This window comes from Variovorax sp. AC194, assembly GCF_979257995.1.
In genome coordinates this window covers 4,028,538-4,044,085 of the sequence record NZ_OZ409823.1, presented here as the reverse complement: position 1 = coordinate 4,044,085, position 15,548 = coordinate 4,028,538, and the positions used below count along the sequence as shown (strand labels likewise).

Here is a 15,548-nt window from a genome sequence, read left to right as displayed (position 1 = left end):
TGGCGCCGGGTTTTTTTGCGTTACTGGAGCCTCGGCAGGAACGACGTTTCCATGTGATAGCGCTTGGGGTTGTTCCTGTCGATGTAGACCGGGATCCACTCCTGCACATAGTCCGTCGGATCGAACCAGAGGTTGGCGCTGCGGAACACATGCAGCCGGTTGTTCGCGGTGTCGTGCCACTTCGCAACGATGCGCCAGGGGTGCTCGCCGTTCACCTCGATGCTGCCGTTGCGCTCCACCTCCTGGAACTCGGCCTCGATGAGCTGGCCGTTCTGGCGCAGGTCGGCTTCCTTCTGCGCGCTCCAGCGGCCGAAGGCGATGATGCCGCCGCCGACGCCCGCGAAGATCACGCCCATGATCGTCAAGGCCAGCTTGGCCTCGGGGTCCACGAAGATGGCGCCGACCAGGAGGACGAGCCCGACGGCCAGGAAGAGCCACTTGATGAGGGTGATGACTTTGTGATCCATGGCGCGACTGTGCCTCTCTTTGGCGCACGTCGATATATCCAACATGGCTTAGTCGAATGGGGCATGAGGAACTGCGAACAGCTTCCTTCCGGCCTGCGCAGGCGCCTCGCAGAATCGTTGCGACCAACCCCACAGAGGACCTTCGATGAGCGCCATTCTTTCTTCTCCAGCCCGGACACAGGACGCACAGGACAGCAACGAACTGGACATCGTCCGCCAGGCCGGCCACATCGGCGCCGAGGTGCGCGGCGTGCGGCTCTCGGGCGAATTGCAGCCGGAGGTGTTCCGCGCCATCAAGGCCGCGCTCCTGAAGCACAAGGTGCTGTTCTTCCGCGGGCAGCAGCACCTGGACGACGCACAGCAGCAGGCCTTCGGCCGCCTCTGGGGCGAACTGGTGCCGCATCCGACCGTGCCTTCGAAGGACGGCACGAAGCTGCTCGAACTCGATTCGCGCCACGGCGGCCGCGCCAATTCGTGGCACACCGACGTGACCTTCGAGGTGGCCTATCCGCAGGTGTCGATCCTGCGGGCGGTCGTCATCCCGCCCTATGGCGGCGACACCGTCTGGGCCAATACCGTCGCCGCCTACGAAAGCCTCTCGGACGACCTGAAGGCGCTGGCCGACCGGCTGCGCGCGGTGCATGGCAACGACTACGACTACGCCGCCTCGCGGCAGCCCGCGGACCTGGCCGACGAGGGCGTCAAGCGCTACAAGGAGGTGTTCACCCGGCGCCTGCTCGAAGCCGAGCACCCGGTGGTGCGCGTGCACCCCGAGACCGGCGAGCGCAGCCTCGTGCTGGGCCATTTCGTCAAGCGCCTGGCCGGCCATTCGACCCACGACTCCGGCCACCTGCTGAGCGTGCTGCAGAGCCACGTGCACCGCCTGGAGAACACGGTGCGCTGGCGCTGGACGCAGGGCGACGTGGCCATCTGGGACAACCGGGCCACGCAGCACTACGCCATCAACGACTACGGCGACCAGCACCGCGTGGTGCGCCGCGTGACGATCGCGGGCGACGTGCCGTATGGCGTGGACGGCGCGAAGAGCGTGGACCTCACCGCGCCGGCCGTGCGGGCGGCGGAGGCGGTCGCGGGTTGATGCCCGAGGCGCAGTTCAAGATGTGATCGATCAGGGCACTGGTGATTGGCCGGCAAGAGCACCTGGCTTGCCTTCGCCCCGCTCAGGTGCGAAGCAGGTCAAAGAGCATCGACGTCACACCATAGGTCGCAAGAAGGCCGACGAAGAAGAGCAGGGCTTTTGCGCTCGACCAGAGCGCTTGGCCGACGGGCATGCTGCGCAGAAAGTAAAGCGGTACGCCAATCGGCGCTAGAAAGGCGGCCATGATGGCCGCGCCGGTTGGCGGATCGCTGCCCCGCGCGGCCGCGTGGGCTTTGCACCAGCCGAACATCAGCCCCGAAAAGATCAGTGCATAGACGATGGCCAGAGGACTGGCGTTGTCGGGCCTGGCCATCAGGCAGTCGATGGCGCCCATGCTGGCGAAGAGCACAACAAGATTGAGCAGGAAACGGGTCGATTTCGGCATGCGTAACGAACCTTCGGGGCGAGGCGACGCCATATTGTCCAAGCGTTGGCACCGCGTTATAGACCGATTGGTTGTTAGAAATCGACTTTTCAGTTGTTTGACGTTCCGGGCGGCGATCCTAAAGTGGTGGTCATCGCCATCAAGGCGACTACCAACGCACAACAGGAGCGCACAGCATGTCCGTGGAAGTTGAAGAACTCGTCTTGCCCGAAGCACTGGAACAGGCACGCGCCAAGGCCGCCGAAAACAGCTGGCCCTATGCCGGCGGCATCGCGCCGGCGGTAGCCTGGGACCTGGTGCAGAAGGGCCAGGCCGTGCTGGTCGACGTGCGCTCGGGCGAGGAGCGCAAGTTCGTCGGCCATGTGCCCGAGAGCCTGCATGTGGCCTGGGCCACGGGCACCGCGCTCACGCGCAATCCGCGCTTCGTGCGCGAACTCGAAGCCAGGCTCGCCAAGGACGGCGGCAAGGATGCCGTGGCGCTGCTGCTGTGCCGCAGCGGCAAGCGCTCCGCACTGGCCGCCGAAGCCGCGGCGAAGGCCGGCTTCACGAACGTCTTCAACGTGCTCGAAGGCTTCGAGGGCGAGATCGATGCGCAGCAGCACCGCGGCGGCGCGGACGGCTGGCGCTTCCATCAGCTGCCCTGGGTGCAGGACTGACGGCTGCCCACGCAAGACATTCAAGGGAGAAAAAACACATGGCCCATTTCGAGGTAAGCGACATCGTGCGCGCGCTGCATGGCGTGCGCGACGAGTGGCGCGATTCGCAGCGGCGCTCGCGCGAGCCCGGTGCGCGCGAGTTTCCGTCGCGCGATGCGCTCGCGCAGATCGTCGAATCGCTCAAGGGCGCGCTCTTTCCGATGCGGCTCGGGCCGCCGGACCTGCGCCACGAGAGCGAAGACTTCTATGTCGGCCACACGCTCGACGCCGCCTTGCAGGCGCTGCTGGTGCAGGCCCGGCTGGAACTCAATTTCAATGCGCGCCTGCAACCGCGCGCGGCCAGCGAGATCGACGACGCGGCCACCGAGGCCGTGCGCCAGTTCGCGAATGCGCTGCCCGGCCTGCGCCGCCTGCTGGACAGCGATGTGCTCGCCGCCTACCAGGGCGACCCGGCCGCGCGCAGCGTGGACGAAGTGCTGCTGTGCTACCCCGGCGTGCTCGCGATGATCCACCACCGCCTGGCGCATGCGCTCTATCGGCTCGACCTGCCGCTGCTCGCGCGCATCGTGGCCGAGCTCGCGCACGGGCAGACTGGCATCGACATCCACCCCGGCGCGCAGATCGACGCGGGCTTCTTCATCGACCACGGCACGGGCGTCGTGATCGGCGAGACGGCCGTCATCGGCAAGCGCGTGCGGCTCTACCAGGCCGTGACGCTCGGGGCCAAGCGCTTTCCCACCGACACCGAGGGCAACCTGCAGAAGGGCCTGCCGCGGCATCCGGTGGTGGAAGACGACGTGGTCATCTACGCGGGCGCGACCATCCTCGGGCGCGTGACGCTGGGCAAGGGCGCGGTAATCGGCGGCAACGTGTGGATCACCGACGACGTGAAGCCGGGCGCGAGCGTGACCCAGGCCAGTTTGCAGAACGCACCGAAAGCGAGCGCACCATGAAAGCCTTTGTCGAAGATTTCGGTGTCACCGTGCGCCAGCTGCGCGAGGCGAACGGCTGGTCGCAGGAGCAGCTCGCGGAGCGCTCGGACCTCAATCGCTCCTATGTGGGCGAGGTCGAACGCGGCCGCGTGATCCCCTCGATCGTCACCGCGCAGAAGCTCGCGACGGCACTCGGGATCAACATCGTGAACCTGCTCGCGCGCTGCGAGCAACTGGAGCAGTCGCGCCTTGCGAGGCGGATCAACTTGGCGGCTATAGCCTGTTGAGGGAAAACCCGGGGGCGCCGGACACTCGGTGCGCCGATGCACATCGCTGCATCGGCGTCCCACACAGTGTCTTTTCCAACCCCCGGAGCCTTGATCCATGAGCGCAACAGTCGGTGGTACCACCGCCCTTGGCGACAACGCCGCACGCCAGCTAGCCAATGCCACCAAGACAGTCCCGCAGCTGGAGACGATCAGCCCGCGCTGGCTGACGCACCTCCTGCAATGGGTGCCGGTGGAGGCGGGCATCTACCGCGTCAACAAGGTCAAGAACCCCGAGTCGATCAAGGTCACCTGCACCTCGCGCGAAGAAGAAAACCAGCTGCCGCGCACCTTCGTCGACTACGAAGAGAACCCGCGCGAGCACTACCTCAATGCCGTGAGCACCGTGCTCGACGTGCACACCCGCATCTCCGATCTCTACAGCAGCCCGCACGACCAGATCAAGGAGCAGCTGCGCCTGACGATCGAGACGATCAAGGAGAACCAGGAGAGCGAGCTCATCAACAACCCCGACTACGGCCTCCTGGCGCAGGTGAGCGAAGAGCAGCGCATCTTTCCGCTGACCGGCGCGCCCACGCCCGACGACCTGGACGAGCTGCTCACCAAGGTGTGGAAGGAGCCCGCGTTCTTCCTCACGCACCCGCTGGCCATTGCCGCGTTCGGCCGCGAGGCCACGCGCCGTGGCACGCCGCCGCCGACGGTGAGCCTCTTCGGTTCGCAGTTCATCACCTGGCGCGGCATTCCGCTGATTCCGTCGAACAAGGTGCCGGTGGCCGACGGCAAGAGCAAGATCCTCCTGCTGCGCGTGGGCGACAAGCGCCAGGGCGTGGTGGGTCTCTTCCAGCCGGGTCTCTCGGGCGAGCAGAGCCCGGGGCTGTCGGTGCGCTTCATGGGCATCAACAACCACGCGATCGCGTCGTACCTGATCTCGCTGTACTGCTCGCTCGCGGTGCTGACCACCGACGCACTGGCGGTGCTCGACGATGTCGAGATCGGCAAGTACCACGACTATCCCGACACCTACAAGTAAGCCGCGGTGAGCACACCCACGATTCCGGGCGAGGCGCCGTTCGATCCGGCCATCCTCGCGCGCATGGCCAGCGCCATGTTTTCGGCGTTGCCCGGCACGCCACCCACCTCGTTGCCCGGCGTGGCGAGCGGGCTGGTGCCGGGCGCGCAGTTTCCCGCCAACATCGCGCCGCCGGGCTCGCCGCTGGTGAGCCCCGCGGGCTTCGGGCCGAGCGTGCCGGGCACGCCGATTCCGCAGGGGCAGATTCCGGGCGCCAATGTGTTGCCCGCATCGCCGACCCAGTTGCCATCGCTGGCCAATCGCGCGCCGGCCTTGCTGCCGCATGCGGTGGCGGGCAATGGCGTGCCGGACAACATGCTGTCGGTTGCGCCGGCCTTCGAGCCGCGTTCGGGCGGCACGGTGCTGGGCGTGCCGCAGCAGGTCGGTGCGCCCGCATCGCCGCAATCAGCCACGTCACCGTTCTACTTCCTGAACAACAGCTACGGGCATCCGACGGCCGATGCCAGCGACGGCTTCGCGATTCACGATCCGTTCGCGGGTCTGGCGGCACCTGTCTCTCAACCGTCGTTGCCGCCGAGCCCGCCGTCGGCGCAGCCCGGGCGCGATGCGCAGTTCTACTTCGTCGATGCGGTGCGCCTGCCCAACGGCTTCGTTACGCCGGCCAAGCCCGATCCGCGCGGTCCCGATGCGGTGCCGCTCGCCGGCAGCGGCCAGCATCCGCCGTTCGACGTCCACGCCGTGCGCCGCGACTTCCCGATCCTGCAGGAGCGTGTCAACGGCAAGCAGCTCGTGTGGTTCGACAACGCGGCCACCACGCACAAGCCGCAGTCGGTCATCGACCGCATCGCGTATTTCTACGCGCACGAGAACTCGAACATCCATCGCGCGGCGCATGAGCTTGCTGCGCGCGCGACCGATGCGTACGAAGGCGCGCGCGAGCGTGTACGCAAGTTCATCAACGCGCCCGAAGTCGAAGAGGTGATCTTCGTGCGCGGCACCACCGAGGCCATCAACCTCGTGGCCAAGAGCTGGGGCGGGCAGCACGTGGGCGAGGGCGACGAGATCATCGTCTCCAACCTGGAGCACCACGCCAACATCGTGCCGTGGCAGCAACTCGCCGCCGCCAAAGGCGCGAAGCTGCGCGTGATTCCGGTGGACGACTCGGGCCAGGTGCTGCTCGACGAGTACCGAAAGCTCTTGAACGACCGCACGAAGATCGTCGCGGTCACGCAGGTCTCCAACGCGCTGGGCACCGTGGTGCCGGTCAAGGAGATCGTCGCGCTCGCGCACCGCGCCGGCGCCAAGGCGCTGGTCGACGGCGCGCAGTCGGTCTCGCACATGCGCGTGGACGTGCAGGACATCGGCGCCGACTTCTTCGTGTTCTCGGGCCACAAGGTGTTCGGCCCGACCGGCATCGGCGTGGTCTGGGGCAAGCGCGAAGTGCTCGAGGACATGCCGCCCTGGCAGGGCGGCGGCAACATGATTGCCGACGTGACCTTCGAGAAGACCGTGTTCCAGCCGATCCCCAACAAGTTCGAGGCCGGCACCGGCAACATCGCCGATGCGGTGGGCCTGGGCGCGGCGATCGACTACGTCAACAAGGTCGGCATCGAGAACATCGCGCGCTACGAGCACGACCTGCTTGTGTACGGCATGGCGCAGCTCGGTGCGATCCCGGGCGTGCGGCTGATCGGCACGGCGGCCGACAAGGCGAGCGTGATGTCCTTCGTGCTCGACGGCTACACCACCGAGGAAGTGGGCCATGCGCTGAACGACGAAGGCATCGCGGTGCGCACGGGGCACCACTGCGCGCAGCCGATCCTGCGGCGCTTCGGCGTGGAAACGACGGTGCGGCCTTCGCTCGCGTTCTACAACACCTTCGACGAGGTGGACCGGCTGGTCGCCGTGGTGCGGCGCCTCGCCGGGCAGCGGCGCGCCGGCTAGCTGGGCTAAGGTTTGGATGCCGGCGTGAGGTGCTGCCTGAAGAAGGCGAGCACCGCGGCATTCAGCTGTGCATGGAAGGCCACGCGGTCGAAGCCGGCGCCGTCGCTGCAGATCTCGGGCAGGGTCTTGGCCATGGCCTCGCCGCAGGGCGCGAGAAAGGCGAAGTGCGCGGAGCCGGGCTGCACGCGGTAGTCGGGCGGCGAAGGCAGGGCGCGCCGCGCGGCATCCACGTCGCGGGGCAGCACGCCATCGCCGCCGCGCTCCGAGGCCCAGAGTTGGATCGGGATCGTCACGTTCTTCAGGCGCTCGGCATCGAAGACCATGGCGAGCGGATCGGCGATCACGGCGGCCTTGATGCGGGCGTCGTGGACCACCGGCGTGGCGAGAAGATCGCGCAACCGTTGCCGGGCCTGCACGCAGGCCGCGCCCTCCGGCGCCGATGTGCAGGTCACCGCGGCACGGGACGGAAGCCGCTCGAAATCCGGCCGGCCACCGGCAAGCGCAAGGCCTGTGAAGCCGCCTCTGGAGAAGCCGAAGAAGCCGATCTGCCCAGCCGCCAGCCGGTCGTGCGCGGGCCATTGCGCGAGCATGTAGTCGACGAGCCGCTTGATGTCGGTGGTGCGCGTCGCGAGCGCCGAGAGCTTGTCGTTCGGGCTGCCCTGGACCTGGAAGTTGTCGTTCGAATGGTTGATGGCCGCGACGACGAAGCCCGCATCGGCCAGCGCCTGCGCCGTGTCGTGGTGGCCGAGGAAGGAGCCGCCGTACCCGTGCGACACCACGACCAGCGGCAGCGGGCCGCTTGCCGCGATCGGGCAGTCCCGCACGCCGGCAATCGCATACAGACCGAGCCTGATCTCGCCGGCCGGCGCGGCGCAGGGCGTCCATACCGCGCCGCGCAGCGCCGGGCCCTCGGCGTCGGCCGGTATCTCGAAGGTGCCGAAGCCCGCGGCATGCGCGAATGCGGCAAGGAGACCGAAGGCGCCGGTGACGAGACAGCGAAGAAAGGGCATGGCGAATCCTGCGTGAAGGTCGAACGTCAATCTGCGGCGGAATGGGGGTCGGCACAGGGACCGTGCCTGTGCCGAGGGCGTTATGCTGCGCAGCATTGTCAAACAATGTAGTACCGCCTGAATGTCTCTCCCGACTGAAGCCACCGAACCCGGCGCTGCCGCGAACGAATCCTGCGACGTGATCGTGATCGGCGGCGGCCCCGCCGGTTCGACCGTGGCGGCGCTGCTGGCACAACAGGGCCGCAAGGTGGTGCTGCTGGAGAAGGCGCACCACCCGCGCTTTCACATCGGCGAATCGCTGCTGCCGGCGAACGTCGAACTGTTCGACAGGCTCGGCGTGCGCGACCAGGTCGAGAAGATCGGCATGCCGAAATTCGGCATCGAGTTCGTCTCGCCCGAGCACGAGCACCGCAGTTATGTGGACTTTGCCGAGGGCTGGGACAAGTCGCTCGACTCCGCCTGGCAGGTGCGCCGCTCGGAACTCGATGAGCTGCTGTTCCGCAACGCCGCCACGCGCGGTGCGCAAACGATCGAGGGTTGCAAGGTGCGCGACGTGGCCTTCGACGCCGACGGCGCGACCGTCCAGGCCGAGATGGACGACGGTGCGAAGCGCAACTGGCGCGCCCGCTTCGTGGTCGATGCCACAGGGCGCGACACGCTGCTGGCCAACAAATTCCGCTGCAAGGAAAAGAACCCCGACCACAACAGCACCGCCGTCTTCGGCCACTTCACGAACGCCGAGCGCCTGGAGGGCAAGAAGGAAGGCAACATCAGCATCTGCTGGTTTCCGCACGGCTGGTTCTGGTTCATTCCGCTGGCCGACGGCACCACCAGCGTGGGCGCGGTCTGCTGGCCGTACTACCTGAAGACGCGCGACAAGCCGCTGAAGGATTTCTTCTACGACACCATCGCGCTGTGCCCCGTGCTGCAGGACCGCCTGAAGGGCGCGACGCTGGTCGACGACGCGGTGCATGCCACCGGCAACTTCTCGTACACGAGCACGCACGCGACGGGCGACCGTTACCTGCTGCTGGGCGATGCCTTCACCTTCATCGACCCGATGTTTTCCTCGGGCGTGTACCTGGCGATGCACAGCGCCTTCGACGGCGCCGAGCTCGTGGCCACCGCGCTCGACCAGCCGGCGGAACTGGCGACCGCGCGACGGGGCTTCGAGGCCATGATGCGCAAGGGCCCGCGCGAGTATTCATGGTTCATCTACCGCGTGACCAACCCGACCATCCGCGATATGTTCATGCACCCGGGCAATCCGTTCCGGGTGAAGGAGGCGCTGATGTCGCTGCTGGCCGGCGACATCTACAAGGGCACGCCGATGTGGGGCGCGCTGCGCATGTTCAAGGTGCTGTACTACGGCATCTCGATCGCGAACTTCCGCCGCACCTGGGCCGGGTGGAAGCGGCACCGCTTCAACACCCAGGACATGGGAACGCTGAAGGGGGAGACGATCCTCAAGTCGGAGTAGCGGCCGGCTCAGCCTTGCGACCCCGACAGCATGCCCATGCTGCCGGCCGTCCACGCGTTGCCCGACGCCCGCAGCGTCGCCACCGCATGCGCCACGCCCAGTCCCGGGCTGCTGAGCACATCGATCCCGAGGTCGGCGAGCAGCGGCGTCACCGGCGCCATCGAGGCTTGCGCGAGCACGACCACGTCGGCCTTGCCGACCGCGCCGCGGATCGCCGCGGCCAGCGTCTCCACATAGCGGCCGGTGTCGCCGGCCTGGAAATGCGCCCACGCTTCCTCGACGAGCAGTGCGCTCGGCCGGGTGCCGACGCCGGCCTGCGTCGCCGCCGAAAGGATCAGCGCCGTCGTCGGCTCCAGCGTGCTTTCGACCGCCGCGACGATCAGCACGCGCGGGCCGGTGCGCACCGCGCGGTCGGCCATGGCGCGGTCGATGCGCAGGGCCGAGAAGGCGCCGCCGGTGGCGGTTTTCTCGGCGATGCCGCCGATGGTGGAGCAGGTGCAAACGACGACCGCGGCGCCGTCCGATGCCGCCTCGCGCATGGCCTCGTGCACACGCCTGACCAGCGGCGCGTTGTCGATGCCCACGACGCGCGCGTCGGCCAAGAGCTCCTCCATCACCAGGTGGCGCACCTCGAGATCGGGCGCAAGGTCGCGCACCAGGCGCCCGAAGGTCTGCACATGCGGCTGCGCCGTGTGGAGGAAGGCGAGCGCGTCGGCCATGGGGCTTTGCTCCGGTGTCAGCCGGCCTCGCGGGCGCGCCGGGCCTCGTAGGCCTTGAGGTGGACGTAGGCGGTGCGCAGCGCCGTGGGCACGGGCGAATCACTCTTGGGCGCACGGCCCAGGAGGTCGCCCACGATGTGGTCGGCCTCGACCGCCGCGCCGCGCACGATGTCCTTGTACATCGATGCCGTCATCGGCGAGCCGGCCGTCGTCACCACCGCGCGGCCGCGCTGGATGGCGGCGGGGCGCGGCGCGAAGCCGTTGTGCGTGGCGATGGCGCAGCACTCGTCGAAGATCGAGAGCGCCACGTCCTGCCCGCCGGCCGCGACGATGTCGCCGATGGCGGCGCGCATCAGGCTCGTGAGGCCCGCCGCCGAGGCGATGAAGACCCACTTCTCCCACATGTCCTGCGCGATGGTCTCGCTCGCGGTGGCGTCGAACTTCGCGCCCGCGAACTGGGCTGCGATGGCATCGACGCGCGCCGAGCGTCCGCCGGCGCGCTCACCGTAGCTCAGGCCATGCAGGTCGTTCAGGTGCAGCACGCGGCCTTCGTCGTCCAGCGTGGCCGAGATCATGCAGAGGCCGCCGAGCACCCGCTTGTCTCCGAAGCGCTCGACCAGCTGGTCGATGTGCTTCATGCCGTTGAGGAGCGGGAGGATCACGGTGTTCGGGCCGACCGCGGGCGCGAACGAATCCATCGTCGATTCGAGGTCGTAGGCCTTGCTGCCGACGACGACCACGTCATAGGGACCGTCGATGTCCTCGGCCAGCACATGCTTGGGCGCGGGAAGTTCGAGGTTGCCGAAAGGGCTTTGCACCACGAGCCCGGTTTTCGCGAGCTGCGCCGCGCGGCGCGGACGAAGAAGAAAGGTCACATCGCGCCCGGCCTCCAGCAAACGGCCACCGAAATAACCACCGAGTGCACCGGCACCCACCACCAGGAATCTCATCGCGCATTGCTCCAGAAATCAAAAGATCGGGAACGATGATGCCCGCGTTCGCGCCGGGCTGCTCTAGGCAGTTTCCTTCTCCAGCAGCCGCCGGCGGGCAAAGGGTCGCAGATCGAGGCCGTGCGACATGGCGCGGCCCAGCACGTGGTCGGCAATGGCTTCGCCCAGGCCCGCCGAATGCTTGAAGCCGTGGCCCGAGCAGGCCGAGGCGATCAGCACGTTCGGCAGACCCTCGAGCGCATCCATCACGAAGCGCCGGTCGGGCGTCACGGTGTACATGCAGGCGCGCGCCTTCAGGGCGCGGCCATCGATCTGCGGGAAGCGGCCGGCCACGCGGTCGCGGTACATCGCGGCGGTCTCTTCGGGGCGCACGCTGCGGTCGATGGTGTCGGGCGTGGTGGCGGCCACGTACTGCTCGGTCGCGACCTTGAGCGCGGGATGCGCGGGGTCGGAGGATGGAAAGCCGTACATGTAGTCCTCCTGCCCGTCGCCGAACATCCAGATGAAGACGGGGAAGCGGCCGGGCGCGAAATCGCCGGCGGCGCTGCCGGTGTCGAACCAGTGCATCACCTGCCGGTGAACCGAAAAGTTCGCCTGCCAGTCGGCGCGCGCCTGCCGGCCGAGGAGTTCTGGCAGCCACGCGCCCGCCGCGATCACCACGCGGTCGGCCGTGAAGCTGCCTGAATCGGTACGCACGCGGACCGCGTCGCCGTTGCCCACCGGCTCGACGGATTGCACGCGCTCGCCGGTGCGCGTCTGGGCGCCCGAGGCGCGGGCCACCGCGAGCTGCGCGCCGATGGCGTCTTCGGGCCGCACGAAGCCGGCGTCGCGCTCGTGATAGCCGATCTCGTCGCCTTGCAGATGGAATTGCGGAAAGCGCGCGCGGATGCCGGCCGCGTCGAGCACCTCGTGCGCAATGCCGAAGCGCTCGGCACAGGCGATGGTCCGCCGCACGAAGTCGGACTTGCCGTGGTGCTCGGCCACGCGGTCGCGCGGCGCGAGGACGAGGCCGCCCGTGGTGGTCATGAGCGGCGTGCCGGTGCGCGCTTCGAGCTCGCGCCAGATCGCGTGCGAGCGCTGCACGAAGGGCACGTACTCGTCGCCTTCGCCGATCGCCAGGCGCGTGATGCGCGAGTCGCCGTGCGAGGAGCCCTGGTCGTGCGGCGGTGCGAACTGGTCGATGCCGAGCACGCGGGCGCCGCGCTGCGAAAGTTGATAGAGCGTGGCCGCGCCCAGCGCGCCGAGGCCGACGACGATGACTTCGTAGTGAGTGGACTGGGAGGAGGGAGTCATGGCCTCCAGCATCTGGCAGGGCGCGCGACGGCGCAAGAACTTTTCCAGAAAAGGTCATGGGCGATTCGCATAATCGCTTTCGTCTTTCGGACCTTCCTCCAGACCCTTTCAACCACACAAGGAGTTTCATCCATGGCACAGACCCGCATCGCCGTCGTAGTCGGCAGCCTTCGCAAGGATTCGTTCAACCAGAAGCTCGCGCTCGCGCTGGCCCACCTCGCGCCCGCCGATTTCACTTTCGAGCACGTGCGCATCGACGACCTGCCGCTCTACAACCAGGACGACGACGGCAACCAGGCACCCGCGGTGAAGCGCCTGAAAAGCGAAATCGCGGCCGCGCAAGGCCTCCTGTTCGTCACGCCCGAATACAACCGCTCGATCCCCGGCGTGCTGAAGAACGCCATCGACCACGCCTCGCGCCCCTACGGCCAGAACGCCTGGGGCGGCAAGCCGGCCGGCGTGGTCGGCATCTCGGTGGGCGCCATCGGCACCGCGCTCGCGCAGCAGCACCTGCGCAACATCCTGGCCTACCTCGATGTGCCCACGATGGGTTCGCCCGAAGTGTTCCTGCAGACCAAGGACGACCTGTTCGACGACAAGGGCCACATCGGCAACGAAGGCTCCAAGAAATTCCTGCAGGGGTGGATGGACAAGTACGTCGCCTGGATCAAGAGCCATTCGGCTGCCTGACAACCGCGGCGATCGAAGCGCATGAAAAAGCCGCCCGATGGGCGGCTTTTTTTGGCGCGGGGCGCGTTCAGGCGACCTGGGCCACGTCCTTCTGGTTCGCGGCTTCAGCCGTCGCCACCAGGATGTCGGAGCGCGCCGCGGTCAGTGCGGCAGCCTTGGGCTCGTCGCCCATCGCCACGCCTTCGGCACGCACGATGCGCACGTCGGTGATGCCGAAGAAGCCGAAGACCACCTTCAGGTAGCTCTCCTGGTGCTCGGCGCCCTGGCCCCAGTCGCTGGTCGAGTAGACGCCGCCGCGGCTCGACGCCACGATCACCGTCTTGCCGCCGGCCAGGCCCACGGGGCCGGTCTCGGTGTACTTGAAGGTGCGGCCGACTTGCCCGAGGCGGTCGATCCAGGCCTTCAGCTGGGTCGGGATCGAGAAGTTGTAGAGCGGGGCGCCGATGACGACCACGTCCGCGGCCAGGAACTGGCTCACCAGCTTTTCGGACAGCGCGTTCTCGCGTTGTTGGGCTTCGGTGGGCTCGGCTTGCGGGCCGGTCTTGATGGCCAGCGCGTCGGCGCTGAAGTGCGCGGGGGCGTCGACGGCGAGGTCGAGGTATTCGACGGTGGTGTCGGGGTGCGCGGCCTTCCAGGCGGCCACGGTCTCGGCCGTCAGCAGGCGGGAGGTCGAATAGGCACCGAGGATGCTGGAGTCGATGTGGAGCAGCTTCATGTCAATCACTTTCGTGGAGGGGGTCGGCGCTCAAAGTGGCCGGCGCTGGGAGAATTCTATTTTTGGGTCGAGTGATTGATAAGTAGCCAAAATTTGCATAGATCGTCCTGATTGCGGGACAATCTGAGCCATGCAAGACCTCAACGACATGGTTTTTTTCGCCGAAGTGGCCGAGCGGGGCGGGTTTGCCGCCGCCAGCCGGGCGCTCGGCATTCCGAAGTCGCGCCTCTCGCGCCGGGTGGCGGAACTGGAGGAGCGCCTGGGCGTGCAACTCATGCAACGAAGCACCCGGCGCCTGTCGCTCACGCCCGCGGGCGAGATCTACCTGCGGCACGCCGCCGCCATGCGCGACGCGGCGCAGGCCGCCGCCGAATCGGTGGCGCAGGTGCAGAACGAGCCGAGCGGGCTGGTGCGGCTGAGCTGCCCGATCACGATGGCATACAGCGGAGTGGCCCAGCTGCTGCCGCTCTTCATGGAGCGCTATCCGGCGGTGCGGGTCGACGTGCGGGTCATCAACCGCCCGGTGGACCCGATCGAGGAGGGCTTCGACATCGCGCTGCGCGTGCGGCCGGTCGTGGAGGAGAGCGCCACGCTGGTGGCCAAGGTCCTGGGCACCGGACGCGGGGTGCTGGTGGCCAGTCCGGCGCTGATGCAGCGGCAGGGCCCGGTGCAGACACCGGCCGACCTTGCGCGGCTGGACACCATGGCGATGTCGGTCAACGGCGAGGGCCGCAGCGAATGGCGGCTCTCAGGCCCGAAAGGCAAGGCCTACGTGCACACGCACACACCGCGCTACGTGGCGGACGACATTGCGACGCTGCAGGTGGCCGCGATCGCCGGCATCGGCGCCACGCTGCTGCCCGGTTACATGTGCGCGGACGACATCGAGGCGGGCCGGCTGGAGAAGGTGCTGTGCGACTGGGGACCGGAGGACGCCGTCGCGCACATGGTGTTTCCGCCGCGGCGTGCGCTGGTGCCGGCGGTGCGGCGTCTGATCGATTTCCTGTTCGAGCATTTGCAGGGCATCGAGGGTGCGCCTTTGCTGAGGCCGGACGGCGAGCCCTGCAATTCGCACCCCGTTATGCGAAAAACGCCATAACCAAACAAGTAGATATTCGTTTGTCATCCTTGCCCGGGTTCGCACAATCCGAAGCTCCCATCCATCCCAGGAGCGACCATGGCTACTCTGCGACTCGGCGACACCGCCCCCAATTTCACCCAGGACTCCAGCGAAGGCCCCCTCGACTTCTACCAATGGGCCGGCGATTCGTGGGTCGTGTTCTTCTCGCACCCGGCCGACTTCACGCCCGTGTGCACCACCGAACTGGGCAAGACCGCGGCGCTGTCGGGCGAATTCGCCAAGCGCGGCGTCAAGCCCATCGCGCTGAGCGTCGATCCGGCCACCAAGCACAAGGAATGGATCGGTGATATCAACGAAACGCAGAACACCACGGTCAATTTCCCGATCATCGCGGACGCCGACCGCAAGGTGGCCGACCTGTACGACCTGATCCACCCGAACGCCTCGGCCACGGCCACCGTTCGCAGCGTGTTCATCATCGATCCGAAGAAGGTGGTCCGCACCACCATCACCTACCCGGCATCGACCGGCCGCAACTTCGACGAGATCATCCGCGTGATCGACTCGCTGCAACTCACCGACAGTCACAAGGTGGCCACCCCCGTGAACTGGAAGGACGGCGACGACGTGGTCATCATCCCCAGCATCCAGGACCCGGCCGAGCTGGCCGAGCGCTTCCCCAAGGGCTTCAAGGCCGTGAAGCCCTACCTGCGCATCACGCCGCAGCCCAACAAGTAAGCGGCAGAGGCG

At 67.5% G+C, this 15,548-nt stretch carries 17 protein-coding genes; 10 read left to right on the top strand and 7 right to left on the bottom strand.

From position 1 onward, the window contains the following. Positions 1–20 precede the first annotated feature (20 nt). Positions 21–467 carry a hypothetical protein gene (locus ACZYRS_RS19270; protein ID WP_463420532.1) on the bottom strand — a complete coding sequence of 149 codons (447 nt, stop codon included), beginning with the start codon at positions 465–467 and terminating at the stop codon, positions 21–23. Positions 468–612: 145 nt separating this feature from the next. Between ACZYRS_RS19270 and ACZYRS_RS19265 the strand changes: the two genes are divergently transcribed. After that, positions 613–1,566: a TauD/TfdA dioxygenase family protein gene (locus ACZYRS_RS19265; protein WP_198784146.1), complete on the top strand. Its 954-nt coding sequence runs from the start codon at positions 613–615 to the stop codon at positions 1,564–1,566. A gap of 82 nt (positions 1,567–1,648) precedes the next feature. Here the strand turns inward: ACZYRS_RS19265 and ACZYRS_RS19260 are convergent, their stop codons facing one another. Next, on the bottom strand, positions 1,649–2,011 hold the full coding sequence (locus ACZYRS_RS19260) for a hypothetical protein (RefSeq protein ID WP_463420531.1): 363 nt from the start codon (positions 2,009–2,011) through the stop codon (positions 1,649–1,651). A 176-nt stretch (positions 2,012–2,187) separates the two neighbouring features. Between ACZYRS_RS19260 and ACZYRS_RS19255 the strand changes: the two genes are divergently transcribed. From ACZYRS_RS19255 to ACZYRS_RS19235, 5 genes are all read left to right on the top strand, one after another. Further along, complete coding sequence (locus tag ACZYRS_RS19255; RefSeq protein WP_463420530.1) at positions 2,188–2,667, top strand: rhodanese-like domain-containing protein; 480 nt, start codon at positions 2,188–2,190, stop codon at positions 2,665–2,667. Between the two features lie 38 nt (positions 2,668–2,705). Further along, complete coding sequence (gene epsC / locus ACZYRS_RS19250; protein WP_463420529.1) at positions 2,706–3,620, top strand: serine O-acetyltransferase EpsC; 915 nt, start codon at positions 2,706–2,708, stop codon at positions 3,618–3,620. Then, entirely contained in the window at positions 3,617–3,886 is a 270-nt protein-coding gene (locus ACZYRS_RS19245; RefSeq protein ID WP_013541111.1) for a helix-turn-helix domain-containing protein, read from the top strand. The genes epsC and ACZYRS_RS19245 overlap by 4 nt, the downstream gene beginning before the upstream one ends. 97 nt (positions 3,887–3,983) lie before the next feature. Then, positions 3,984–4,916, top strand: a complete 933-nt coding sequence (locus ACZYRS_RS19240) for a family 2A encapsulin nanocompartment shell protein (RefSeq protein ID WP_042579703.1) — start codon at positions 3,984–3,986, stop codon at positions 4,914–4,916. 63 nt (positions 4,917–4,979) lie between these two features. Further along, entirely contained in the window at positions 4,980–6,860 is a 1,881-nt protein-coding gene (locus ACZYRS_RS19235) for a family 2A encapsulin nanocompartment cargo protein cysteine desulfurase (protein ID WP_463422511.1), read from the top strand. A gap of 5 nt (positions 6,861–6,865) precedes the next feature. On the opposite strand, the gene ACZYRS_RS19230 is transcribed toward ACZYRS_RS19235, so the two are convergent. Beyond that, positions 6,866–7,870, bottom strand: a complete 1,005-nt coding sequence (locus tag ACZYRS_RS19230) for an alpha/beta hydrolase family protein (RefSeq protein ID WP_463420528.1) — start codon at positions 7,868–7,870, stop codon at positions 6,866–6,868. Positions 7,871–7,991: 121 nt separating this feature from the next. On the opposite strand from ACZYRS_RS19230, the gene ACZYRS_RS19225 reads away from it, so the two are divergent. After that, positions 7,992–9,350 carry an NAD(P)/FAD-dependent oxidoreductase gene (locus tag ACZYRS_RS19225; RefSeq protein WP_463420527.1) on the top strand — a complete coding sequence of 453 codons (1,359 nt, stop codon included), beginning with the start codon at positions 7,992–7,994 and terminating at the stop codon, positions 9,348–9,350. 8 nt (positions 9,351–9,358) lie between these two features. Here the strand turns inward: ACZYRS_RS19225 and ACZYRS_RS19220 are convergent, their stop codons facing one another. The 3 genes from ACZYRS_RS19220 to solA form a co-directional block, all read right to left on the bottom strand. Continuing rightward, complete coding sequence (locus ACZYRS_RS19220) at positions 9,359–10,069, bottom strand: Asp/Glu/hydantoin racemase (RefSeq protein ID WP_463420526.1); 711 nt, start codon at positions 10,067–10,069, stop codon at positions 9,359–9,361. Positions 10,070–10,086: 17 nt separating this feature from the next. Continuing rightward, entirely contained in the window at positions 10,087–11,019 is a 933-nt protein-coding gene (panE, locus tag ACZYRS_RS19215; RefSeq protein ID WP_463420525.1) for a 2-dehydropantoate 2-reductase, read from the bottom strand. 63 nt (positions 11,020–11,082) lie between these two features. After that, on the bottom strand, positions 11,083–12,312 hold the full coding sequence (gene solA / locus ACZYRS_RS19210) for an N-methyl-L-tryptophan oxidase (protein WP_463420524.1): 1,230 nt from the start codon (positions 12,310–12,312) through the stop codon (positions 11,083–11,085). 132 nt (positions 12,313–12,444) lie between these two features. On the opposite strand from solA, the gene ACZYRS_RS19205 reads away from it, so the two are divergent. Further along, the gene (locus ACZYRS_RS19205; RefSeq protein WP_463420523.1) at positions 12,445–13,002 is read left to right on the top strand and encodes an NADPH-dependent FMN reductase; all 558 of its coding nucleotides are present in this window, start codon (positions 12,445–12,447) and stop codon (positions 13,000–13,002) included. Between the two features lie 67 nt (positions 13,003–13,069). Here the strand turns inward: ACZYRS_RS19205 and ACZYRS_RS19200 are convergent, their stop codons facing one another. After that, positions 13,070–13,717, bottom strand: a complete 648-nt coding sequence (locus ACZYRS_RS19200) for an FMN-dependent NADH-azoreductase (RefSeq protein WP_463420522.1) — start codon at positions 13,715–13,717, stop codon at positions 13,070–13,072. Positions 13,718–13,847: 130 nt separating this feature from the next. On the opposite strand from ACZYRS_RS19200, the gene ACZYRS_RS19195 reads away from it, so the two are divergent. Together ACZYRS_RS19195 and ACZYRS_RS19190 are read left to right on the top strand one after the other, a co-directional pair. Then, positions 13,848–14,816, top strand: coding sequence for a LysR family transcriptional regulator (locus tag ACZYRS_RS19195; protein ID WP_198784134.1), 969 nt, complete (start codon positions 13,848–13,850; stop codon positions 14,814–14,816). Between the two features lie 78 nt (positions 14,817–14,894). Further along, a complete protein-coding gene (locus ACZYRS_RS19190) occupies positions 14,895–15,536 on the top strand; it encodes a peroxiredoxin (protein ID WP_198784133.1) in 642 nt (213 codons plus the stop codon). Positions 15,537–15,548 lie beyond the last annotated feature (12 nt).

Bases quoted from the DNA above. Each gene is read 5' to 3' on its own strand.
- ACZYRS_RS19270 (WP_463420532.1), bottom strand. From the start codon at position 467: ATGGATCACAAAGTCATCACCCTCATCAAGTGGCTCTTCCTGGCCGTC.
- ACZYRS_RS19265 (WP_198784146.1), top strand. From the start codon at position 613: ATGAGCGCCATTCTTTCTTCTCCAGCCCGGACACAGGACGCACAGGAC.
- ACZYRS_RS19260 (WP_463420531.1), bottom strand. From the start codon at position 2,011: ATGCCGAAATCGACCCGTTTCCTGCTCAATCTTGTTGTGCTCTTCGCC.
- ACZYRS_RS19255 (WP_463420530.1), top strand. From the start codon at position 2,188: ATGTCCGTGGAAGTTGAAGAACTCGTCTTGCCCGAAGCACTGGAACAG.
- epsC (WP_463420529.1), top strand. From the start codon at position 2,706: ATGGCCCATTTCGAGGTAAGCGACATCGTGCGCGCGCTGCATGGCGTG.
- ACZYRS_RS19245 (WP_013541111.1), top strand. From the start codon at position 3,617: ATGAAAGCCTTTGTCGAAGATTTCGGTGTCACCGTGCGCCAGCTGCGC.
- ACZYRS_RS19240 (WP_042579703.1), top strand. From the start codon at position 3,984: ATGAGCGCAACAGTCGGTGGTACCACCGCCCTTGGCGACAACGCCGCA.
- ACZYRS_RS19235 (WP_463422511.1), top strand. From the start codon at position 4,980: ATGGCCAGCGCCATGTTTTCGGCGTTGCCCGGCACGCCACCCACCTCG.
- ACZYRS_RS19230 (WP_463420528.1), bottom strand. From the start codon at position 7,870: ATGCCCTTTCTTCGCTGTCTCGTCACCGGCGCCTTCGGTCTCCTTGCC.
- ACZYRS_RS19225 (WP_463420527.1), top strand. From the start codon at position 7,992: ATGTCTCTCCCGACTGAAGCCACCGAACCCGGCGCTGCCGCGAACGAA.
- ACZYRS_RS19220 (WP_463420526.1), bottom strand. From the start codon at position 10,069: ATGGCCGACGCGCTCGCCTTCCTCCACACGGCGCAGCCGCATGTGCAG.
- panE (WP_463420525.1), bottom strand. From the start codon at position 11,019: ATGAGATTCCTGGTGGTGGGTGCCGGTGCACTCGGTGGTTATTTCGGT.
- solA (WP_463420524.1), bottom strand. From the start codon at position 12,312: ATGACTCCCTCCTCCCAGTCCACTCACTACGAAGTCATCGTCGTCGGC.
- ACZYRS_RS19205 (WP_463420523.1), top strand. From the start codon at position 12,445: ATGGCACAGACCCGCATCGCCGTCGTAGTCGGCAGCCTTCGCAAGGAT.
- ACZYRS_RS19200 (WP_463420522.1), bottom strand. From the start codon at position 13,717: ATGAAGCTGCTCCACATCGACTCCAGCATCCTCGGTGCCTATTCGACC.
- ACZYRS_RS19195 (WP_198784134.1), top strand. From the start codon at position 13,848: ATGCAAGACCTCAACGACATGGTTTTTTTCGCCGAAGTGGCCGAGCGG.
- ACZYRS_RS19190 (WP_198784133.1), top strand. From the start codon at position 14,895: ATGGCTACTCTGCGACTCGGCGACACCGCCCCCAATTTCACCCAGGAC.